The sequence below is a fragment of the Roseicella sp. DB1501 genome (assembly GCF_013112485.1).
Taxonomy (GTDB): domain Bacteria; phylum Pseudomonadota; class Alphaproteobacteria; order Acetobacterales; family Acetobacteraceae; genus Paracraurococcus.
Map to the genome: position 1 here is coordinate 417493 of NZ_JABFHG010000003.1, position 16326 is coordinate 433818.

The window sequence follows — 16326 nt, forward strand, 5'->3', positions numbered from 1 at the left end:
GGCGATGGACGGCATGGTTGTGACGGGGCACTGGACCGAGATCGGGCAGGTCGTGGACATCCCGCGCCAGGGCGCCCGCGTGGTGGCGAGCCGGATCGGCGACATCGCCGTCTTCCGGGCGCTGGACGACACGGTCTTCGCCACCCTGGACCGCTGCCCGCACAAGGGCGGCCCGCTCTCCCAGGGCATCGTGCACGGCCATGCCGTGACCTGTCCGCTGCACAGCTGGGTCATCGACCTGCAGAGCGGCGAGGCCGCGGCGCCGGATATGGGCTGCGTCAAGCGCATCCCGGTCCGCGTCGAGGATGGCCGCATCCTCCTCTCCCTTCCCGCCTGACGCCAGGAGAGATCCCATGTCCTATGTCACGCCGCAGGATTTCACGCGCAAGATGATCGACGCCGGCGAGGCGAAGGTCTTCATGGCCACCCGCGACACGCTGATCCGCGCCTTCATGGCCGGCGCCATCCTGGCGCTCGCCGCCGCCTTCGCCGTCACCGTCACGGTGCAGACCGGCCAGCCGCTGGTCGGCGCCATCCTCTTCCCGGTCGGCTTCTGCCTGCTCTACCTGATGGGCTTCGACCTACTGACCGGCGTCTTCACCCTGGTGCCGCTGGCGCTGCTCGACCGGCGGCCTGGCGTCACCCTCGGCGGCGTGCTGCGCAACTGGACGCTGGTCTTCTTCGGCAACTTCGCCGGCGCGCTGATGGTCGCGGTGATGATGGCCATCATCTTCACCTTCGGCTTCACCGAGGCGCCGAACGAGGTGGGCAAGCGCCTCGGCAGCATCGGCGAGGGGCGGACCCTCGGCTATGCCGCGCATGGCGCGGCGGGGATGCTCACCCTCTTCATCCGCGGCGTGCTCTGCAACTGGATGGTCTCGACCGGCGTGGTGGCGGCGATGATGTCCACCTCCGTCCCCGGCAAGGTCATCGCCATGTGGATGCCGATCATGGTGTTCTTCTACATGGGCTTCGAGCATTCCATCGTGAACATGTTCCTCTTCCCCTCGGGGCTCATGCTCGGCGGCCACTTCACCTTCCTCGACTACATGTTGTGGAACGAGTTGCCGACCGTCCTCGGCAATCTGGTGGGCGGCATCACCTTCGTCGGCCTGACGCTCTACGCGACGCATGCCCGCACCGCGCCGAAGCGGCAGGCGCCCGCGCCGGCGCTGCATGCCGGCATCGCGGCCGAGTGAGACACGGGCGATGACGCAAGCCGTCCGCACCACCTGCCCCTATTGCGGCGTCGGCTGCGGCGTCCTGGCGGCGCCGGACGGCACGCTGAAGGGCGATCCGGCGCATCCGGCGAACCGGGGCCGGCTCTGCGTCAAGGGCGCGGCGCTGGGCGAGACGCTGTCGGAGGCCGGGCGCCTGCTGCATCCAACCGTCGCCGGCGGGCGCACTTCCTGGGACGCGGCGCTCGATCAGGTCGCCGCCCGCTTCCGCGCGACCATCGACGAGCACGGGCCGGATTCGGTCGCCTTCTACGTCTCCGGCCAATGCCTGACCGAGGACTACTATGTCGCCAACAAGCTGATGAAGGGCTTCATCGGCAGCGGCAACATCGACACCAACAGCCGGCTCTGCATGGCCTCCTCGGTCGCCGGCCACGGCCGCGCCTTCGGCGCCGATGTGGTGCCGGGCATCTACGAGGACCTGGAGGAGGCCGATCTCGTCGTGCTGGTCGGCAGCAACCTCGCCTGGTGCCACCCGGTGCTGCATGGCCGGCTGCAGGCGGCGCGCGCCGGGCGGGGAACGCAGCTCGTCGTCATCGACCCGCGCGGCACCGCCACCTCGGCCGGCGCCGACCTGCACCTGCCGCTGGCGCCGGGCTCGGATGTCGCGCTCTTCGCCGGCCTGCTCGCGCACCTGGCCGAGGCGGGGGCGCTGGAGGCGGGTTGGATCGCCGCCCATACGGGCGGCTTCGAGGCGGCGCTCGCCGCGGCGCGGGAGACGGCGCCGAGCCTGCCGCGCGTCGCCGCCCTCACCGGCCTCGCCGAGGCGGAGATCCGCCGCTTCTACGCCCTCTTCGCCGCGACCGAGCGCAGCGTCACCGTCTACAGCCAGGGGGTGAACCAGTCCGCGGCGGGGACGGACAAGGTCAACGCCATCCTCAACTGCCACCTGGCGACCGGCCGCATCGGCCGGCCCGGCATGGGGCCCTTCAGCGTCACCGGCCAGCCCAATGCCATGGGCGGGCGCGAGGTGGGTGGCCTCGCCAACCAGCTCGCCGCGCATATGCGCTTCGACATGCCGGGCGCGCAGGACCTCGTGCGCCGCTTCTGGGGCGCGCCCAACCTCGCCACCCGGCCGGGGCTGAAGGCGGTCGAGCTGTTCGAGGCGGTGCGCGAGGGGCGGGTGAAGGCGCTCTGGATCATGGCCACCAACCCGGCCGACAGCCTGCCCCGCGCCGGGCTGGTGCGGGAGGCGCTGGCGGCCTGCCCCTTCGTCGTGGTCTCCGATTGCTGGGAGACCGACACCACCCGCCTCGCCCATGTGGTGCTGCCGGCCGCCGCCTGGGGCGAGAAGAGCGGCACGGTGACCAATTCCGAGCGCCGCATCTCCCGCCAGCGCCCCTTCCGCGCGCCGCCGGGCGAGGCGCGGCCGGATTGGTGGATGCTGGCCGAGACCGGCCGCCGGCTCGGCTGGGCGGCGGCCTTCGCCTGGGACGGGCCGGCCGCCATCTTCCGCGAGCATGCCGCCCTCTCCGGCTTCGGGAATGCCGGCAGCCGCTGCTTCGACATCTCGGCCATGGCGGGGCTGGACGAGGCCGGCTACGAGGCGATGACGCCCTTCCGCTGGCCGCTGCCGGCCGGGGCAGGGGAGGAGGGCAGCCGGCTCTTCGCAGAGGGCGGCTTCCCGACGCCGGATGGCCGCGCCCGCTTCGTCGCCACGCCCTTCCGCGGCCTCGCCGCCGCGCCGGACGCCGCCTTCCCGCTGCTGCTCAACACCGGAAGGCTGCGCGACCAGTGGCACACCATGACCCGCACCGGGCAGGTGCCGCGCCTCGCCGAGCACAGCCCGGTGCCGGCGGCCGGCTTCGCCCCCGGCGATGCCGCGCGGCTGGGCCTGGAACCGGGCGGGCTGGTCCGCCTCGCCTCGCCGCATGGCGAGACGGTGCTGCGCGTCGCCATCGAGCCGGGCCAGCGCCCGGGCGAGGTCTTCGTGCCGATGCACTGGACGGATGACTTCACCTCCTCCGGCCCGGTGGACCGGCTGGTGGGAGCGGCGACCGATCCGGTCTCCGGCCAGCCCGAGCTGAAGGCGACGCCGGTGCGGGCCGAGCCGCTGCCGGTGCATTGGCGCGGGCTGCTGCTGCATCGCCGGGCCCTGCGGCCGGAGGCGCCGGGCCTGCACTGGTCGCGGGTGCCGGTGGTCCAGGGCCATGTCCTCGAGCTCACCGGCGCGGCGCCGTTGCCGGCCGAGCTCGCGCCGTTGGTCGAGGCGCTGCTGGCGGCCCCCGCCGGGGCGGAGCAGGTGCATCTGGCCGATCCCGGCCGCGGCATCTGGCGCTTCGCGGCGCTGGTCGAGGGGCGGGTGGAGGCCTGCCTGTTCCTGATGCGCGAGGGCAGCCGCGCCAGCCTGCCCTCGGGCGCTGCGCTGGCGGCGCTGCTGCAGGGGCTGGTGGCGGAAGGGGCACGGCCCGGCCTGCTCGCCGGCCAGGCCCTGGCGGCGCGGCCCGCGGAGCGCAATATCTGCGCCTGCTTCGGCGTTGGCATCGAGACGCTGCGGGCCTGCATCCTCGACCGTCGCCTCACCACCGCCGATGCGGTGGGGGCGGCACTCGGCGCGGGCACCAATTGCGGGTCCTGCCTGCCCGAGATCCGGGCGCTGCTGCGCGAGGCCCAGAACGAGACGGAGGCGGCAGCCTGACAATGGCCGGCACATTCACCGTGACCCTCGACCTGACGGAGACGCCGGTGCTGCTGGCCGGCGGCGCGGCGGAGCAGGCCGAGGCGCTGCTCGCCGCCGGCGCCCGGCTGCGCGTGGTCGATCCGGCACCGGCGCCGGCGCTGGCGGCGCTGGCCGAGGCGGGGCGGCTCACGCTGCACCGCCGCGCCGTCCTGCCGGCGGATCTGGCCGGCGTGCGGCTCTGCGTCGTCGCGCTGGAAGGGGCAGCGGGCGAGGCGGTGGCGGCGATGGCGCGCGCGGCCGGCGTGCTGGTCAATGCCGTCGCGGCGCCGCCCCGGGCCCATCATGGCCGGGCCAGCCTGGTCGGCGCCGGGCCGGGCGACCCGGCGCTGCTGACGGTGAAGGCCGTCCGCGCCCTGGAGACGGCGGATGTCGTGCTCTACGACAAGCTGATCGATCCGCGGCTGCTCGACCTGGCGCCGGCCCGGGCGCGGCGGATCGATGTCGGCAAGCGCTGCGGCCGGCATGCCATGAGCCAGGCGGCGATCAACCGCCTGCTGGTCGCCGAGGTGCGGCGCGGCGGCCATGTCGTGCGGCTGAAGGGCGGCGATCCCTTCATCTTCGGCCGCGGCGGCGAGGAGCTGGAGGCGCTGCGCGAGGCCGGGGCCAGGGTGGAGGTGGTGCCCGGCATCACCGCGGCGCTGGCGACGGCGGCGCGGCTCGGCATGCCGCTGACGCATCGCGGCCTGTCCCGCAGCCTGCACCTCATCACCGCGCATGGCCGCGACGCGGAGGGCCTGCCGCAGCATGACTGGCGGGCCCTGGCCGTGGCCGGCGGCACGCTCGCCGTCTATATGGGCGCCCGCACCCTGCCGCGCGTCGCCGAGGCGCTGCTCGCTGCCGGCATGTCGCCGGCGACGCCCGCCATCGCGGTGGAGAACGCCACCCTGCCGGGCGAGCGCCGCATCCGCCGGACGCTGGCGGACATCGCCGGCGCGGTGGCGGAGGCGGCGGTGGAGGGCCCGACCCTCACCCTGATCGGCGAGGTGGTGGCGCTGGCGGATGAGCGCGGCGAGGCCGCGCGCCGCGCCGCCTGAGCCGAACCCCACGATGACGGGCGGTCTCGAAGGGGGGCCTCGCCCCCTTCGCGGGGCCCGGGGCAGCGCCCCGGCTTTCCCTCCTCCATTGCCTCCCCCGCTGCCGCGCCGCCGCCTCGACCTCCGCCTCGGCCTCTGCTCCGAGCGCGGCGCCCGGCCGGCGAACGAGGATTACGCCGCCGCCTGGCTGGGCGAGCCCGGCCTCGGCGCCGGCAAGGGCGCGATCGCCGCGCTGGCGGATGGCGTCGGCGGCGCCCGGGGCGGGCGCGTCGCGGCCGAGACGGCGGTGCGCGGGCTGATCGACGGCATGCTCGGCCAGAGCGAGGCGCGCGGCGTCCGCCGGACCGCCGGCCGCGCCATCGAGGCGCTGAACGGCTGGCTGCACGCCCAGGGCCGCGCCGATGCCGCCCTCGCCGGCATGGGTTGCACCCTGACGGCGCTGGTGCTGCGCGGGCGGCGGATGCATGTGCTGCATCTCGGCGACAGCCGGGCCTATCGCTTCCGCGACGGCCAGCTCACCCGGCTGACCACCGACCATCTGCAGCGCGCCGGCAACGTCCTCACCCGCGCCCTGGGGACGGAGGAGAGCGTGCGCGTCGACCATGCCGAGGCGGAGGCGCGGCCGCACGACCGCTACCTGCTCTGCTCGGATGGCGTGCATGGCGCGCTGCCGGAAGCGGCGATCGCCGCCGAGCTGGGCCGCCGCGCGGCGCCGGAGGAGACGGCGCGGCGGCTGGTCGCGGCGGCCCTCGCCACGCCGCTCGGCGACAACGCCACCGCCCTCCTCCTCGACCTGCTCGACCTGCCGGCGCCCGACCGGGCCGATCTGGAGGCGGCGATCGATGCCCGGCCGATCCTGCCGCCCCCGAAGCCCGGCGCGGTGGTGGATGGCTATGCGCTGGAGGCGATGCTGGCCGACAGCCGCTACAGCCGCGTCTTCCGCGGCCGCGACGGGCTGGCGCCGGACGGGCGGGCGGTGGTGCTGAAATTCCCCAAGCCCGGCACCGCCGCCGAGGCCAGCTTCCGCCAGGCCTATCTGCGCGAGGGCTGGATCGCCGCGCGGGTGCGCAGCCCCTTCCTCGGCGAGGTGCTGGAGCCGCCGCCCGGCCGCGCCACCTGCCTCTATGCCGTCATGCCCTTCTATGGCGGCGAGACGCTGGAGCGCCGCATCCTGCGCGGGCCGCCGATCGGGCTGGAGCAGGGGATCGGCATCGCCGCGACGCTGTGCAAGGCGGTGGCGGCGCTGCACCGCGCCGGCGTTGTCCATCGCGACATCAAGCCGGACAACGTGCTGCTGCAGCCGGATGGCGGGTTGCGGCTGATCGATCTCGGCGTCGCCCGGCTGCCGCAGATGGAGGAGTTCGCCCCGGCCGACATCCCCGGCACGCCGAGCTTCATGGCGCCCGAGCTGCTGGCCGGCGAGGGGCCGGGCGACGAGCGTTCCGACCTCTATGCGCTCGGCGTCACGCTCTGGCGGCTCTTCGCCGGGGCCTATCCCCATGGCGAGGTCGAGCCCTTCTCGCGCCCACGCTTCGGCGCGCCGGCCTCGCTGCTCGGGCGACGGCCCGACCTGCCGGCCTGGCTCGACCAGGTGCTGGCCCGCGCCGTCGCCGTGGCGCCGGAGGAGCGCTTCGGCGATGCGGTGGAGCTGCTCTTCGCGCTCGAGCGCGGGATGGCCGGCGGCGCCCCGGTGCGGCCGCGCCCGCGCTCGCTGCACGACCGCGATCCGCTGCTGTTCTGGCGCGTGGTCTCGGCGATCCTGGCCGCGCTGCTGCTGCTCTGCTGGGCGGGGCCGCACCTGCGCTAAAGCATTTGCCGTTCGAGTGTTTCCACTCGAACGGGATCTGCTCCAGGCCTGGCAGGACGAGCGCGGGCAGGGCATCGAGGCGCCCATCGGAACAGCCGCGTCCCGTTGCCCTGCCGCGGCTTCGCCGCGGCAGGCTGTGACGTCCCTCGGGTCCGTTGCGGGGAACTGCCTAGGCCGGCGCGTCGATCCAGCCGACGCAGCCATCCTGGCGGCGATAGACCACGTTCAGCGCGCCCGAGCGGCTGTTGCGGAACATCAGCACCGTCTGCTGCGTGAGGTCGAGCCGCATCACCGCCTCGCTCACCGAGAGGCGGGCGATCTCCGTCACCTGCTCGGCGACGATGGCGCCATGGTCGAGGCCGTTGCCGGCTGTGGCCTCGGGCGCGGCGGCGGCGCCCTCCTCGGCCTCCTCCCCGTCCTCCGGCTGCAGCACGTATTGCGTCGCCGTCTCGGCCTCGTTCAGCCGCGTCTCGGCCAGGCTGCGGGCATGGTCGTTCACCCGGCGGCGGTAGCGGCGCAGGCGCTTGGCGACATGCTCGGCCGCCACCTCGAAGGCCCGGTGCGCATCCGGCCCCTCACCCTCACCCCGCATGAACAGGTTGCGCCCGGCCTTGAGGTTGATGTCACAGGTGAAGAAGACGCCCTGCTTGCTCCTGCTCGCATCCCGCCGGAAGGTCACGTTCGCCTCGAGCGCATGGTCGAAATACTTGCGCGCGATGACGGACAGGCCTTCCCGGACATGCGTCTGCAACGCCTCCCCGGTCTCGACCTGCTTGCCGGCGACGGTGATGTGCATGCGGGTTGTTCCTCCTTTCCCGACGAGGAGGACCGCCCGGCGGGGCTTGCGACGGCGCGGCCTGCCGCACCATGCCCGCATGCCGCCCGGCCGCAACGCGAGCGCGACCGGAAGGCCGGATCAGGCCGGGACGGCCTTCTCCCTCTTGCGCTGCACGGATGAGGGGATGCGCAGCGCTTCGCGGTATTTGGCCACGGTTCGGCGGGCGATGTCTACGCCTTCCTGGCGCAATTTCTCCACGATCGCATCATCCGAAAGGACTGACTCCGGATCTTCCGCCGCGATCATGGCGCGGATCCGCCAGCGCACCGCCTCGGCGCTGTGCTGCTCGCCGCCATGGGTGCCGGCGATGGCGGTGGTGAAGAAATACTTCAGCTCGAAGGTGCCGCGCGGCGTGGCGATGTACTTGTTGGCGGTGACGCGGCTGACCGTGCTCTCGTGCATCTGCACCTCCTCGGCGATGTCGCGGAGGATGAGTGGGCGGAGATGCTCGACGCCGTGGCGGAAGAAGGCGTCCTGGCGGCGGACGATCTCCTGCGCCACCTTGATGATGGTGTTGGCCCGCTGCTCCAGGCTCTTCAGCAGCCAGTTGGCGCTCTGCAGCCGCTCGGCGAGGAAGACACGGTCGTCCTTGCTGCGGGCCGAGACCTGGCAGCGGGCGTAGAAGCCGCGATTGACCAGCACGCGCGGCAGCGTCTCCGGGTTCAGCTCCAGGATCCAGCCGCCATCCTCAGCGCGGCGCATCAGCACGTCCGGCACCACGGCCGGCGCCGGCGGCGCGTCGAAGCTCGCGCCCGGCTTGGGGTCGAGCCGCCGGATCTCGGCGATCATCTCGGCCAGGTCCTCGGCATCGACGCCGCAGACCTGCATCAGCCCGGCGCGGTCGCGCCGCGCCAGCAGTTCGAGATGGTCGAGCAGCGCCTGCATCGCCGGGTCCAGCCGGTTCTGCTCGGCGAGCTGCGCCGCGAGGCATTCCCCGAGGTTGCGCGCGAACATCCCGACCGGCTCGAAGCGCAGCATCCGCGCCCGCACCGCGGCGACCCGGCCGGTCTCGCAGCCGAGCGCGGCGGCGATCGCCGCATCCTCGACCGCGAGCCGCCCCGCGGGATCGACGAGGGCGATGAGCTGCGCCGCGATCAGCCGGTCGGCGGGATCGGCGAAGGCGAGGCGCACCTGCTCGCCGAGATGCTCGCGCAGGCTGCGGCCGGTCGCGGCCAGGTCCTCGACGCCCGAGAGATCCTCGGCGAAATCGGCGCGGCCGCCGCGGCCATAGGGGGATTCGTAGCCGCCCCCGGCATCGTAGACATTGTCCCACTCGGCATCGAGCGGGCCGGCCTGTTCCTGCGGCAGGGCGTCGGAGGTGGCGGCGGCATGCGCGTCCGGCGCTTCCGGCGCGGGCGGCAGGGGATCGACGCGGTGGCCGTCATCCGGCCCAGGCAGCGGCCGCTCGTCGCGCTCGAGCAGCGGGTTGCGCTCCAGCTCCTCCTCGACGAAGGCGGTGACCTCGAGATTGCTCGACTGCAGCAGCTTGATCGCCTGCCGCAGCTGCGGCGTCATCACCAGCGACTGCGACTGCCGCAGATCGAGCCGCGGCGCCAGGCTCATATATGCCGCCCGGTGCGAAGCCGCCACACCGGGTTCCCGTCGCAGCAAGGCTGCGACGGGGTCCCGTCCAACCCTTCGCACCGGGCGGTGTGGGCGCCTCCGGCGCCGCTCCCTGGCGTCACAGGCTAAATCTCTCGCCGAGGTAGACCCGGCGGACGCCCTCATGCGCCACGATGTCGCGCGGCGCGCCCTCCATCAGCACCTGGCCGTCGTGCAGGATATAGGCGCGGTCGATGATCTCGAGCGTCTCGCGCACATTGTGGTCGGTGATCAGCACGCCGATGCCGCGGTCCTTCAGATGCTTCACCAGGTCGCGGATCTCGCCCACCGCGATCGGGTCGATGCCGGCCAGAGGTTCGTCGAGAAGGATGTAGGAAGGGTGAGTGGCGAGCGCCCGGGCGATCTCGCAGCGCCGCCGCTCGCCGCCCGAGAGGGCCAGCGCCGGGGCGCGGCGCAGATGCGCGATGCCGAACTCGGCCAGCAGCGCGTCCAGCATCTGCTCCCGCCGGTCGCGCACCGGCTCCACCACCTCGAGCGCGGCGCGGATGTTGTCCTCGACCGAGAGGCCGCGGAAGATCGAGGCCTCCTGCGGCAGGTAGCCGAGGCCGAGCCGGGCGCGGCGGTACATGGGCAGGTTGGTCACGTCATGCCCGTCCATCACCACCTGCCCTTCATCGGGCTGCACCAGGCCGGTGATCATGTAGAAGGTCGTGGTCTTGCCGGCGCCGTTGGGGCCGAGCAGCCCGACCGCCTCGCCGCGGCGGAGATGGATCGAGACGTTCCGCACCACCGGGCGCTTGCGGTAGCGCTTGCCAAGCCCGTAGGCGGCGAGCCCGCCCTCGCCGGGGACGGATTTCAGCAGCGGCGCCGGGGAGGCCTCGTTCATCGGCCGATCCTCGCGCCCGGCTGCTGCTGGCTTCCCGCTTGGCCCCCCGATTGGGCCCCGGGCTGCTTCGGCTGGGCGGCCTCCTGGTCCTTCTGGTTCGGCACGATCAGCCCCTGCACCCGGGCGCCCGGTGAGGAGACCAGCCGGGCGACGCCGGTGCGCATGTTCACGATCGCCTCCCGGCCATTCACCTGGTTCTCGCCGCGGGTGATGCGGACATCGCCGAGCAGGCGCGCCATCCCCGTCTGGGCGCTGTAGACGCCGCGATCGCCGCGGACCACCTCGGTCGCGGTGCGGATCTCGACATTGCCATAGGCCTCGACCCGGTCCATGCGACCGGCGCCGGGCGCCTCCTTCTCGCCGGGGGCGAGGGCCGGCTTGGGCGGCGGCGGCGCGTTGCCCTCCCCGGCGCCCTCGAGGAAATAGGCGACGAGGGTGTCGGCGGCGATGCGGCGGTTCTCCGCCGGCTCGACCACCACCGCGCTGCCGCGGGCGACGGCCATGCGCTTCTGCGACCAGTATTCCAGGCTGTCGCGCGCGGTGATCACCTGGGTCTGGGTGGTCAGCGAGAGGTCGCGGCCGGTCAGCACCAGCACCGCCTGGTCGACATCATAGACCGCGCGGTCGCCGCGGGCGGTATCGGTCGCGGTGCGGATGACGACATGCCCCTCCGCTTCCAGCCGCCAGATGTCGTTGCTGCCGCCGGGCGCCATCGGATCGGCGGTGCTCGCGGTGGTGGCCGGCGCCGCGGCGCCCCCCGCCCCGCTGGCTCCCGCCCCGCTGGCCCCCACCCCGCTGGCCGAGGGGCGATAGCGGGCCAGCAGCCGGTCGGCATTGACCGTGACGCCGCCGCGGATGGCGCGGGCATTGCCGCGGGCGATCACCACCTGCTCGCCCTGGCGCCACTCGATGCCGTCATCGGCGGTGACGTCGACCGGCCCGCCCTGGGAGAGGTCGATGCCCTGGGCCACGGCCGGCCCGGCGAGCAGGAGGAGCAGGGCGGCGGCCGCCCAGGCGCGGGACGGCCGGCCGGGGATGCGGGTGCGCCGGCTCACCGTCCGCCCTCCAGCACCGCATGCGCATGGCCGGTGAAAACGACCACCGCGCCGCGATCGGTCAGCTCGAACCCCTCCGAGGTCAGGGTGCCGAAGCTGCCCTGCGCCGCCACCGGGGCGTCGCCGCTGGCGTTGCCCTGATCCAGCATCACCGTCGCCCGCTCGGTCAGCAGCATGGTGCCGTCGTCGTGGTAGATCGTGACGTCGCCGGCGAGGTCGAGCCGTCCGGCCGGCTTGTCGTAGCGGCCGGTGCGGGCCTGGAGGTAGATCCAGGCGCCGTCGCCCATGACGATGTCGCCCTTCGGCTCCTCGAGGTTGAGGATCTCGTCCGAGCCCTCCTGTTGGCCGATGCGGGCGGTGAGGGTGAAGGGGCGGTTCAGCTCGTCGATTCCCTGGTAGCGCGGATTGACCACGCGCAGCGCCTCGGCGCGCGGCTGCATGGTGCGGCGGAAGGAGACGCGGGCGCGGTCCTCGGTGCCCTCGATCTCCGGCCAGAAGGCGACGGCGGCGAGCAGGCCGAGGGCGAGCAGGGGCAGCAGCCGCTTGGTCCAGGCGACGAGGAAGCGGCGGCGGGCCATCTGCCCGACCGTCGGCGCCCGGCGCAGGCGCGTCGGCGAGGGAATGTGCCGCGGCGAGGCGGACGGGCGCGGGGCCGCGGCCTCCGCCGGCGGGGCCTGGTCCTGGATCACCGGCGGCACGACCCCAACTCGCGCGACATCGCCCGCCGGATGCGACGTCCGGCGCGATGGTCACGGATCGGCAAGAGAGCGCGAGGCGTCGGGGTCACGCCCGGATGTATGGGGCGTGGCGTGGCGGGGGTCAATGAGCCGTCCCCGTATCGAACAAGAATCATGCCAAGGCCTTCCGGCCAGACGCGGCGCCGGCGCGCGGCGTCAGTGGGCGAAGATGTCGGGCTCGTCGTAGCCGAGGAGGTCGAGCGCGCCGCGCGTGGGGAGGAAGCGGAAGCAGGCCTCGGCCAGCTCCAGCCGCCCCTCGCGCCGCAGCAGCCCCTCCAGCCGGGCCCAGAGGGCGTGCAGGTGCAGCACGTCCGAGGCGGCATAGGCGAGCTGCTCGGCGCTCAGCTCCGGCGCGCCCCAGTCCGAGCTCTGCTGCTGCTTGGAGATCTCGACCCCGAGCAGCTCCTTGCAGAGATCCTTCAGCCCGTGCCGGTCGGTGAAGGTGCGGACCAGCTTGGCCGCGACCTTGGTGCAGATCACCGGCGCCACGGTGACGCCGAGATGCTGCTGCAGCGCGGCGCAGTCGAAGCGGGCGAAGTGGAACAGCTTGGTGACCGCCGGATCGGCCAGCAGGCGCTTCAGGTTCGGGCAATCGGCGCCGCGGCCGCCCATGGCGGGCGGGATGATCTGCACCAGATGCGCGTCGCCGTCGCCGGCGGAGAGCTGCACCAGGCAGAGCCGGTCGCGATGCGGGTTGAGGCCCATCGTCTCGGTATCGATCGCCACCACCGGGCCGAAGCCGAGGCCATCGGGCAGGTCGTGCCGGTGCAGCTGGATCACGGCGGGATTCCCTGTGGGGGCGCCGCGCGAGAAGAGGGTGATGCGCACGAGGCCCGAGCGAGGTTCAGCAGGGCCGCCGGCGGGGGCTTCCGCGCCGCGGGCGGCAGCCCGCCGAGGGAAGTGGTGCCCAGGAAAGGACTCGAACCTTCACGACCTTGCGGTCACTGGCACCTGAAGCCAGCGCGTCTACCAATTCCACCACCTGGGCACAGGGTGCGGAGCCGACGGGGTTGTCTGCCCGCCGGGAGCGCGGACATAGAGCCGCAGCCGGGGCAGCGTCAAGCGGCTCCGGCGATGAAACCGGGGATGAGAACGGCGGCGGAAGCGGCGGCCCGGGCTCGGCTTGGCGGCGGCGGAGGGTGGCCATATCGTCGGGCCACAACGGTCTGGCGCCGGTCGCATGTCGCGGCCGCGCCGACCGCGACGGATCGCGCGAGCCGGAGCGTTCGGGACGCGCGGCGCCGCGCCGGAACCAACGGAGGCGGCGGCGTTGCGTTCAGCCTGGACGCATTGGCGTCGCGGATGCGGATCTCGGGGAGCCCAGCCAGCATGCGCGCAAGCACGGTACGCAAGGTCGCCACGGTCTTCGGGGGCTCGGGCTTCCTCGGCCGCTACGTCGTGCAGCGCCTGGCCCATGAGGGCTATGTCGTCCGCGTCGCGGTCACCGATCCGGCCGGCGCCCGCTTCCTGCAGACCCAGGGGCGGGTCGGGCAGATCGTCCCGCTCGCCGCCAGCGTCGCCGATGCCGGCGCCGTCGCCCGGGCCGTCGCGGCGGCGGATCTGGTGGTGAACCTGGTCGGCATCCTGCACGAGCGGCATGCCGGGGATTTCCGCCGGCTGCAGGCCGAGGGCGCCGGCACCGTCGCGCGCCTCGCCGCCGAGGCGGGGGCGGAGCGGCTGGTGCATGTCTCGGCGATCGGCGCTGATCCGGCGAGCCCCTCGGCCTATGGACGCAGCAAGGGGGAGGGGGAGGCGGCGGTGCGCGCGGCCTTCCCGCAGGCGGTGATCCTGCGGCCCTCGATCCTGTTCGGGCCGGAGGACCAGTTCTTCAACCGCTTCGCCGGCATGGCGCGGCTGTTGCCGGTGATGCCGGTGGTCGCCGGCGAGACGCGGCTGCAGCCGGTCTATGTCGGCGACGTGGCGGAGGCGGTGGTCGCGGCGGCGCGGGAGGATGCGGCGGGCCGCACCTATGAGCTCGGCGGGCCGCGGGTGATGCGCTTCCGCGAGGTGCTGCGCTTCATCCTCGACGCCACGGGGCATCGCCGCCGCATGTGGGACGTGCCGGAGGGGCTGGCGCGGCTGCAGGCGCGGCTCGGCGAGATGCTGCCCAACCCGCCGCTGACCCGCGACCAGCTGCTCATGCTGGCGCGGGACAATGTGGCTTCCGGCGAGGCGCCGGGGCTGATGGAACTCGGCATCGCGCCGAAATCGGTGGAGGCGGTGGTGCCCGGCTATCTCGCGCGGTTCCGGCCCGGCGGCGGGCGGCGGCCGGTCCTGGCGGGGTGATAGGTCCGAATCGGACCATTATCCGATCGACATGCGCGACTGTTCAGAGTCGGGAAAGGGGTTTCTCAAAAAATAGGGCAGCTTTTCTGCCCTGATGTCGAAAAAGGACTCGCCTCCCCTCTCAGACGGCCGTATTGCTGCGCAGAACGCCCCAGAGGGCGGCGGGGTGCGCGCGCCGGGGGCAGTCCTGGTGCGCCTATCCACGTCTGCCCGATTCATGTGCATGCAAGGACCGCGCCATGGCCGAACGGATGCTGCAATTCGTGCGACTCTCCCAGGCCCAGCCGGAGAAGCGCGACGTCGCGGCCCGACGGGCGGATTTCGGCGAGATCTACCACTACGAGCAGTTCGACGCCGGCGGCGCCACCCAGCAGGCCAGCCGTTGCAGCCAGTGCGGCGTGCCCTTCTGCTCGGTGCACTGCCCGCTGAACAACAACATCCCCGACTGGCTGAAGCTCACCACCGAGGGGCGGCTCGAGGAGGCCTATGAGGTCTCCTCCGCGACCAACACCTTCCCCGAGATCTGTGGCCGCATCTGCCCGCAGGACCGGCTCTGCGAGGGCAACTGCGTCATCGAGAAGGGCTTCGAGAGCGTCACCATCGGCGCGGTCGAGCGCTATATCACCGACACCGCCTGGGAGCGGGGCTGGGTGAAGCCGCCGCGGCCGCGCAGCGAGCTGGCGCAGAGCGTCGGCATCATCGGCGCCGGCCCGGCCGGCCTCGCCGCCGCCGAGCGGCTGCGCCTGCGCGGCTACCAGGTGCATGTCTATGACCGCTACGACCGCGTCGGCGGGTTGATGATCTACGGCATCCCGAACTTCAAGCTGGAGAAGGCGGTGGTGCTGCGCCGCTGGCAGCAATTCGAGGCCGCCGGCATCCACTTCCACCTGAACAGCGCCATCGGCCGCGACGTTTCCCTGGCCGAGCTGCGCGAGCGGCACGACGCGGTCTTCATCGCCACCGGCGTCTACAAGGCGCGCGACATCGACTGCCTGGGCAGCAACCTGTCCGGCATCGTGCCGGCGCTCTCCTACCTCACCGCCTCCAACCGCTCCAACCTCGGCGATGCGGTGCCGGACTTCGCCTCGGGCGCGCTGGACGCCAAGGGCAAGCGCGTTGTCGTCGTCGGCGGCGGCGATACCGCCATGGACTGCGTGCGCACCGCCGTGCGGCAGGGCGCGACCGCCGTCACCTGCCTCTACCGCCGCGACAAGGCGAACATGCCGGGCTCGATGCGCGAGGTGAAGAATGCCGAGGAGGAGGGCGTGGAATTCGCCTGGCTGGCGGCGCCCGAGGCCTTCCTCGGCGAGACGGCGGTCACCGGCCTGCGCGCCACCCGCATGCATCTCGGCCTGCCGGATGCGACCGGGCGGCAGCAGGTGGCGCCGATCCCGGGCAGCGCCTTCACCATCCCCTGCGACCTCGCCATCAAGGCGCTCGGCTTCGACCCCGAGGACCTGCCGCACGCCTTCGACGAGCCGGGCCTGCCGGTGACGCGCTGGGGCACGCTGAAGGTGCATCACCGCACCATGATGACCGAGCTGCCCGGCGTCTTCGCCGGCGGCGACATCGTGCGCGGCGCCTCGCTGGTGGTCTGGGCGATCCGCGACGGCCGCGACGCCGCCGACCAGATCGACGCCTATGTGCGGGCCAAGGCCGGCGGCAAGCTCGCCGTGGCGGCGGAATGAGGCGCGGGCCGCTCGCCCTCGCCGGCGCCGCGCTGCTGGCCCTCGTCGCGTCCGCCGGGATGGAGAAGGCCAAGGCGGAGGAGACTGGCCCGGCGCAGGCCCTCGCCGCGGCGCGCGGCCTCGTCGCCTCGCTCGGCCTGCCGGGCCAGGTCGAGGACATGATCGGCCAGCTGCGCGGGCCGATGATCGCGGCGCTGCGCCAGCAGGCGCCGCGGCTGCCCGAGGCGCAGGTCGCGGCCCTGGTCGACGAGTTCGTCATGCCGGAATTCCGCGCCCATGCGGGCGAGGTGGTGGAGGCGACGGTCGCCATCTATGCCGGGCGGCTGACGCCCGAGGAGATGCGGCAGATCGCCGCCTTCTACGCCATGCCGGTGGGGGTGAAGCTGCGCGGGCTGATGCCCGAGGTCTTCGCCGAATCGCTGCGCTTCGGCCAGGCCTGGGGGGCGCGCATCGCCGCCGCCGCCCTGGCCAAGCACCGCGAGGCGCTGCGCGCCCGCGGCCTCAATCTCTAGAT

Annotated in this window: 14 protein-coding genes and 1 tRNA gene; 8 read left to right on the top strand and 7 right to left on the bottom strand. The window is 73.3% G+C overall.

Annotation, left to right across the window (positions count from 1 at the left end):
* Positions 1-4 precede the first annotated feature (4 nt).
* The 5 genes from nirD to HJG45_RS08215 all read left to right on the top strand — a co-directional run bounded on the left by nirD (position 5) and on the right by HJG45_RS08215 (position 6759).
* Positions 5-337: a nitrite reductase small subunit NirD gene (nirD, locus tag HJG45_RS08195; protein WP_171611602.1), complete on the top strand. Its 333-nt coding sequence runs from the start codon at positions 5-7 to the stop codon at positions 335-337.
* 16 nt (positions 338-353) lie between these two features.
* On the top strand, positions 354-1199 hold the full coding sequence (locus tag HJG45_RS08200) for a formate/nitrite transporter family protein (RefSeq protein WP_171611604.1): 846 nt from the start codon (positions 354-356) through the stop codon (positions 1197-1199).
* Positions 1200-1209: 10 nt separating this feature from the next.
* A complete protein-coding gene (locus HJG45_RS08205; protein ID WP_171611605.1) occupies positions 1210-3876 on the top strand; it encodes a nitrate reductase in 2667 nt (888 codons plus the stop codon).
* Between the two features lie 2 nt (positions 3877-3878).
* The gene (gene cobA / locus HJG45_RS08210) at positions 3879-4952 is read left to right on the top strand and encodes a uroporphyrinogen-III C-methyltransferase (RefSeq protein WP_254452354.1); all 1074 of its coding nucleotides are present in this window, start codon (positions 3879-3881) and stop codon (positions 4950-4952) included.
* Between the two features lie 88 nt (positions 4953-5040).
* Positions 5041-6759 (top strand): bifunctional protein-serine/threonine kinase/phosphatase, encoded by a 1719-nt coding sequence (locus tag HJG45_RS08215; protein WP_254452355.1) that lies wholly within the window; start codon positions 5041-5043, stop codon positions 6757-6759.
* 169 nt (positions 6760-6928) lie between these two features.
* Here the strand turns inward: HJG45_RS08215 and hpf are convergent, their stop codons facing one another.
* The 7 genes from hpf to HJG45_RS08250 form a co-directional block, all read right to left on the bottom strand.
* Positions 6929-7555: a ribosome hibernation-promoting factor, HPF/YfiA family gene (hpf, locus tag HJG45_RS08220; RefSeq protein WP_171611607.1), complete on the bottom strand. Its 627-nt coding sequence runs from the start codon at positions 7553-7555 to the stop codon at positions 6929-6931.
* A gap of 120 nt (positions 7556-7675) precedes the next feature.
* The gene (rpoN, locus tag HJG45_RS08225) at positions 7676-9160 is read right to left on the bottom strand and encodes an RNA polymerase factor sigma-54 (RefSeq protein WP_171611608.1); all 1485 of its coding nucleotides are present in this window, start codon (positions 9158-9160) and stop codon (positions 7676-7678) included.
* A gap of 118 nt (positions 9161-9278) precedes the next feature.
* Positions 9279-10046: an LPS export ABC transporter ATP-binding protein gene (gene lptB / locus HJG45_RS08230; RefSeq protein WP_171611609.1), complete on the bottom strand. Its 768-nt coding sequence runs from the start codon at positions 10044-10046 to the stop codon at positions 9279-9281.
* Positions 10043-11101 (bottom strand): LptA/OstA family protein, encoded by a 1059-nt coding sequence (locus HJG45_RS08235; protein ID WP_171611610.1) that lies wholly within the window; start codon positions 11099-11101, stop codon positions 10043-10045. The genes lptB and HJG45_RS08235 overlap by 4 nt, the downstream gene beginning before the upstream one ends.
* Positions 11098-11799 carry an LPS export ABC transporter periplasmic protein LptC gene (gene lptC, locus HJG45_RS08240; protein WP_368040544.1) on the bottom strand — a complete coding sequence of 234 codons (702 nt, stop codon included), beginning with the start codon at positions 11797-11799 and terminating at the stop codon, positions 11098-11100. The genes HJG45_RS08235 and lptC overlap by 4 nt, the downstream gene beginning before the upstream one ends.
* Before the next feature lie 195 nt (positions 11800-11994).
* The gene (locus HJG45_RS08245; RefSeq protein WP_368040545.1) at positions 11995-12618 is read right to left on the bottom strand and encodes a ribonuclease D; all 624 of its coding nucleotides are present in this window, start codon (positions 12616-12618) and stop codon (positions 11995-11997) included.
* A 121-nt stretch (positions 12619-12739) separates the two neighbouring features.
* Positions 12740-12826, bottom strand: a tRNA-Leu gene (locus HJG45_RS08250).
* Between the two features lie 341 nt (positions 12827-13167).
* On the opposite strand from HJG45_RS08250, the gene HJG45_RS08255 reads away from it, so the two are divergent.
* From HJG45_RS08255 to HJG45_RS08265, 3 genes are all read left to right on the top strand, one after another.
* Positions 13168-14124, top strand: coding sequence for a complex I NDUFA9 subunit family protein (locus HJG45_RS08255; RefSeq protein WP_171611612.1), 957 nt, complete (start codon positions 13168-13170; stop codon positions 14122-14124).
* 239 nt (positions 14125-14363) lie between these two features.
* On the top strand, positions 14364-15812 hold the full coding sequence (locus tag HJG45_RS08260; protein ID WP_171611613.1) for an NAD(P)-dependent oxidoreductase: 1449 nt from the start codon (positions 14364-14366) through the stop codon (positions 15810-15812).
* A complete protein-coding gene (locus HJG45_RS08265) occupies positions 15809-16324 on the top strand; it encodes a DUF2059 domain-containing protein (protein ID WP_171611614.1) in 516 nt (171 codons plus the stop codon). Before HJG45_RS08260 ends, HJG45_RS08265 begins: the two co-directional genes overlap by 4 nt.
* Positions 16325-16326: the final 2 nt, after the last annotated feature.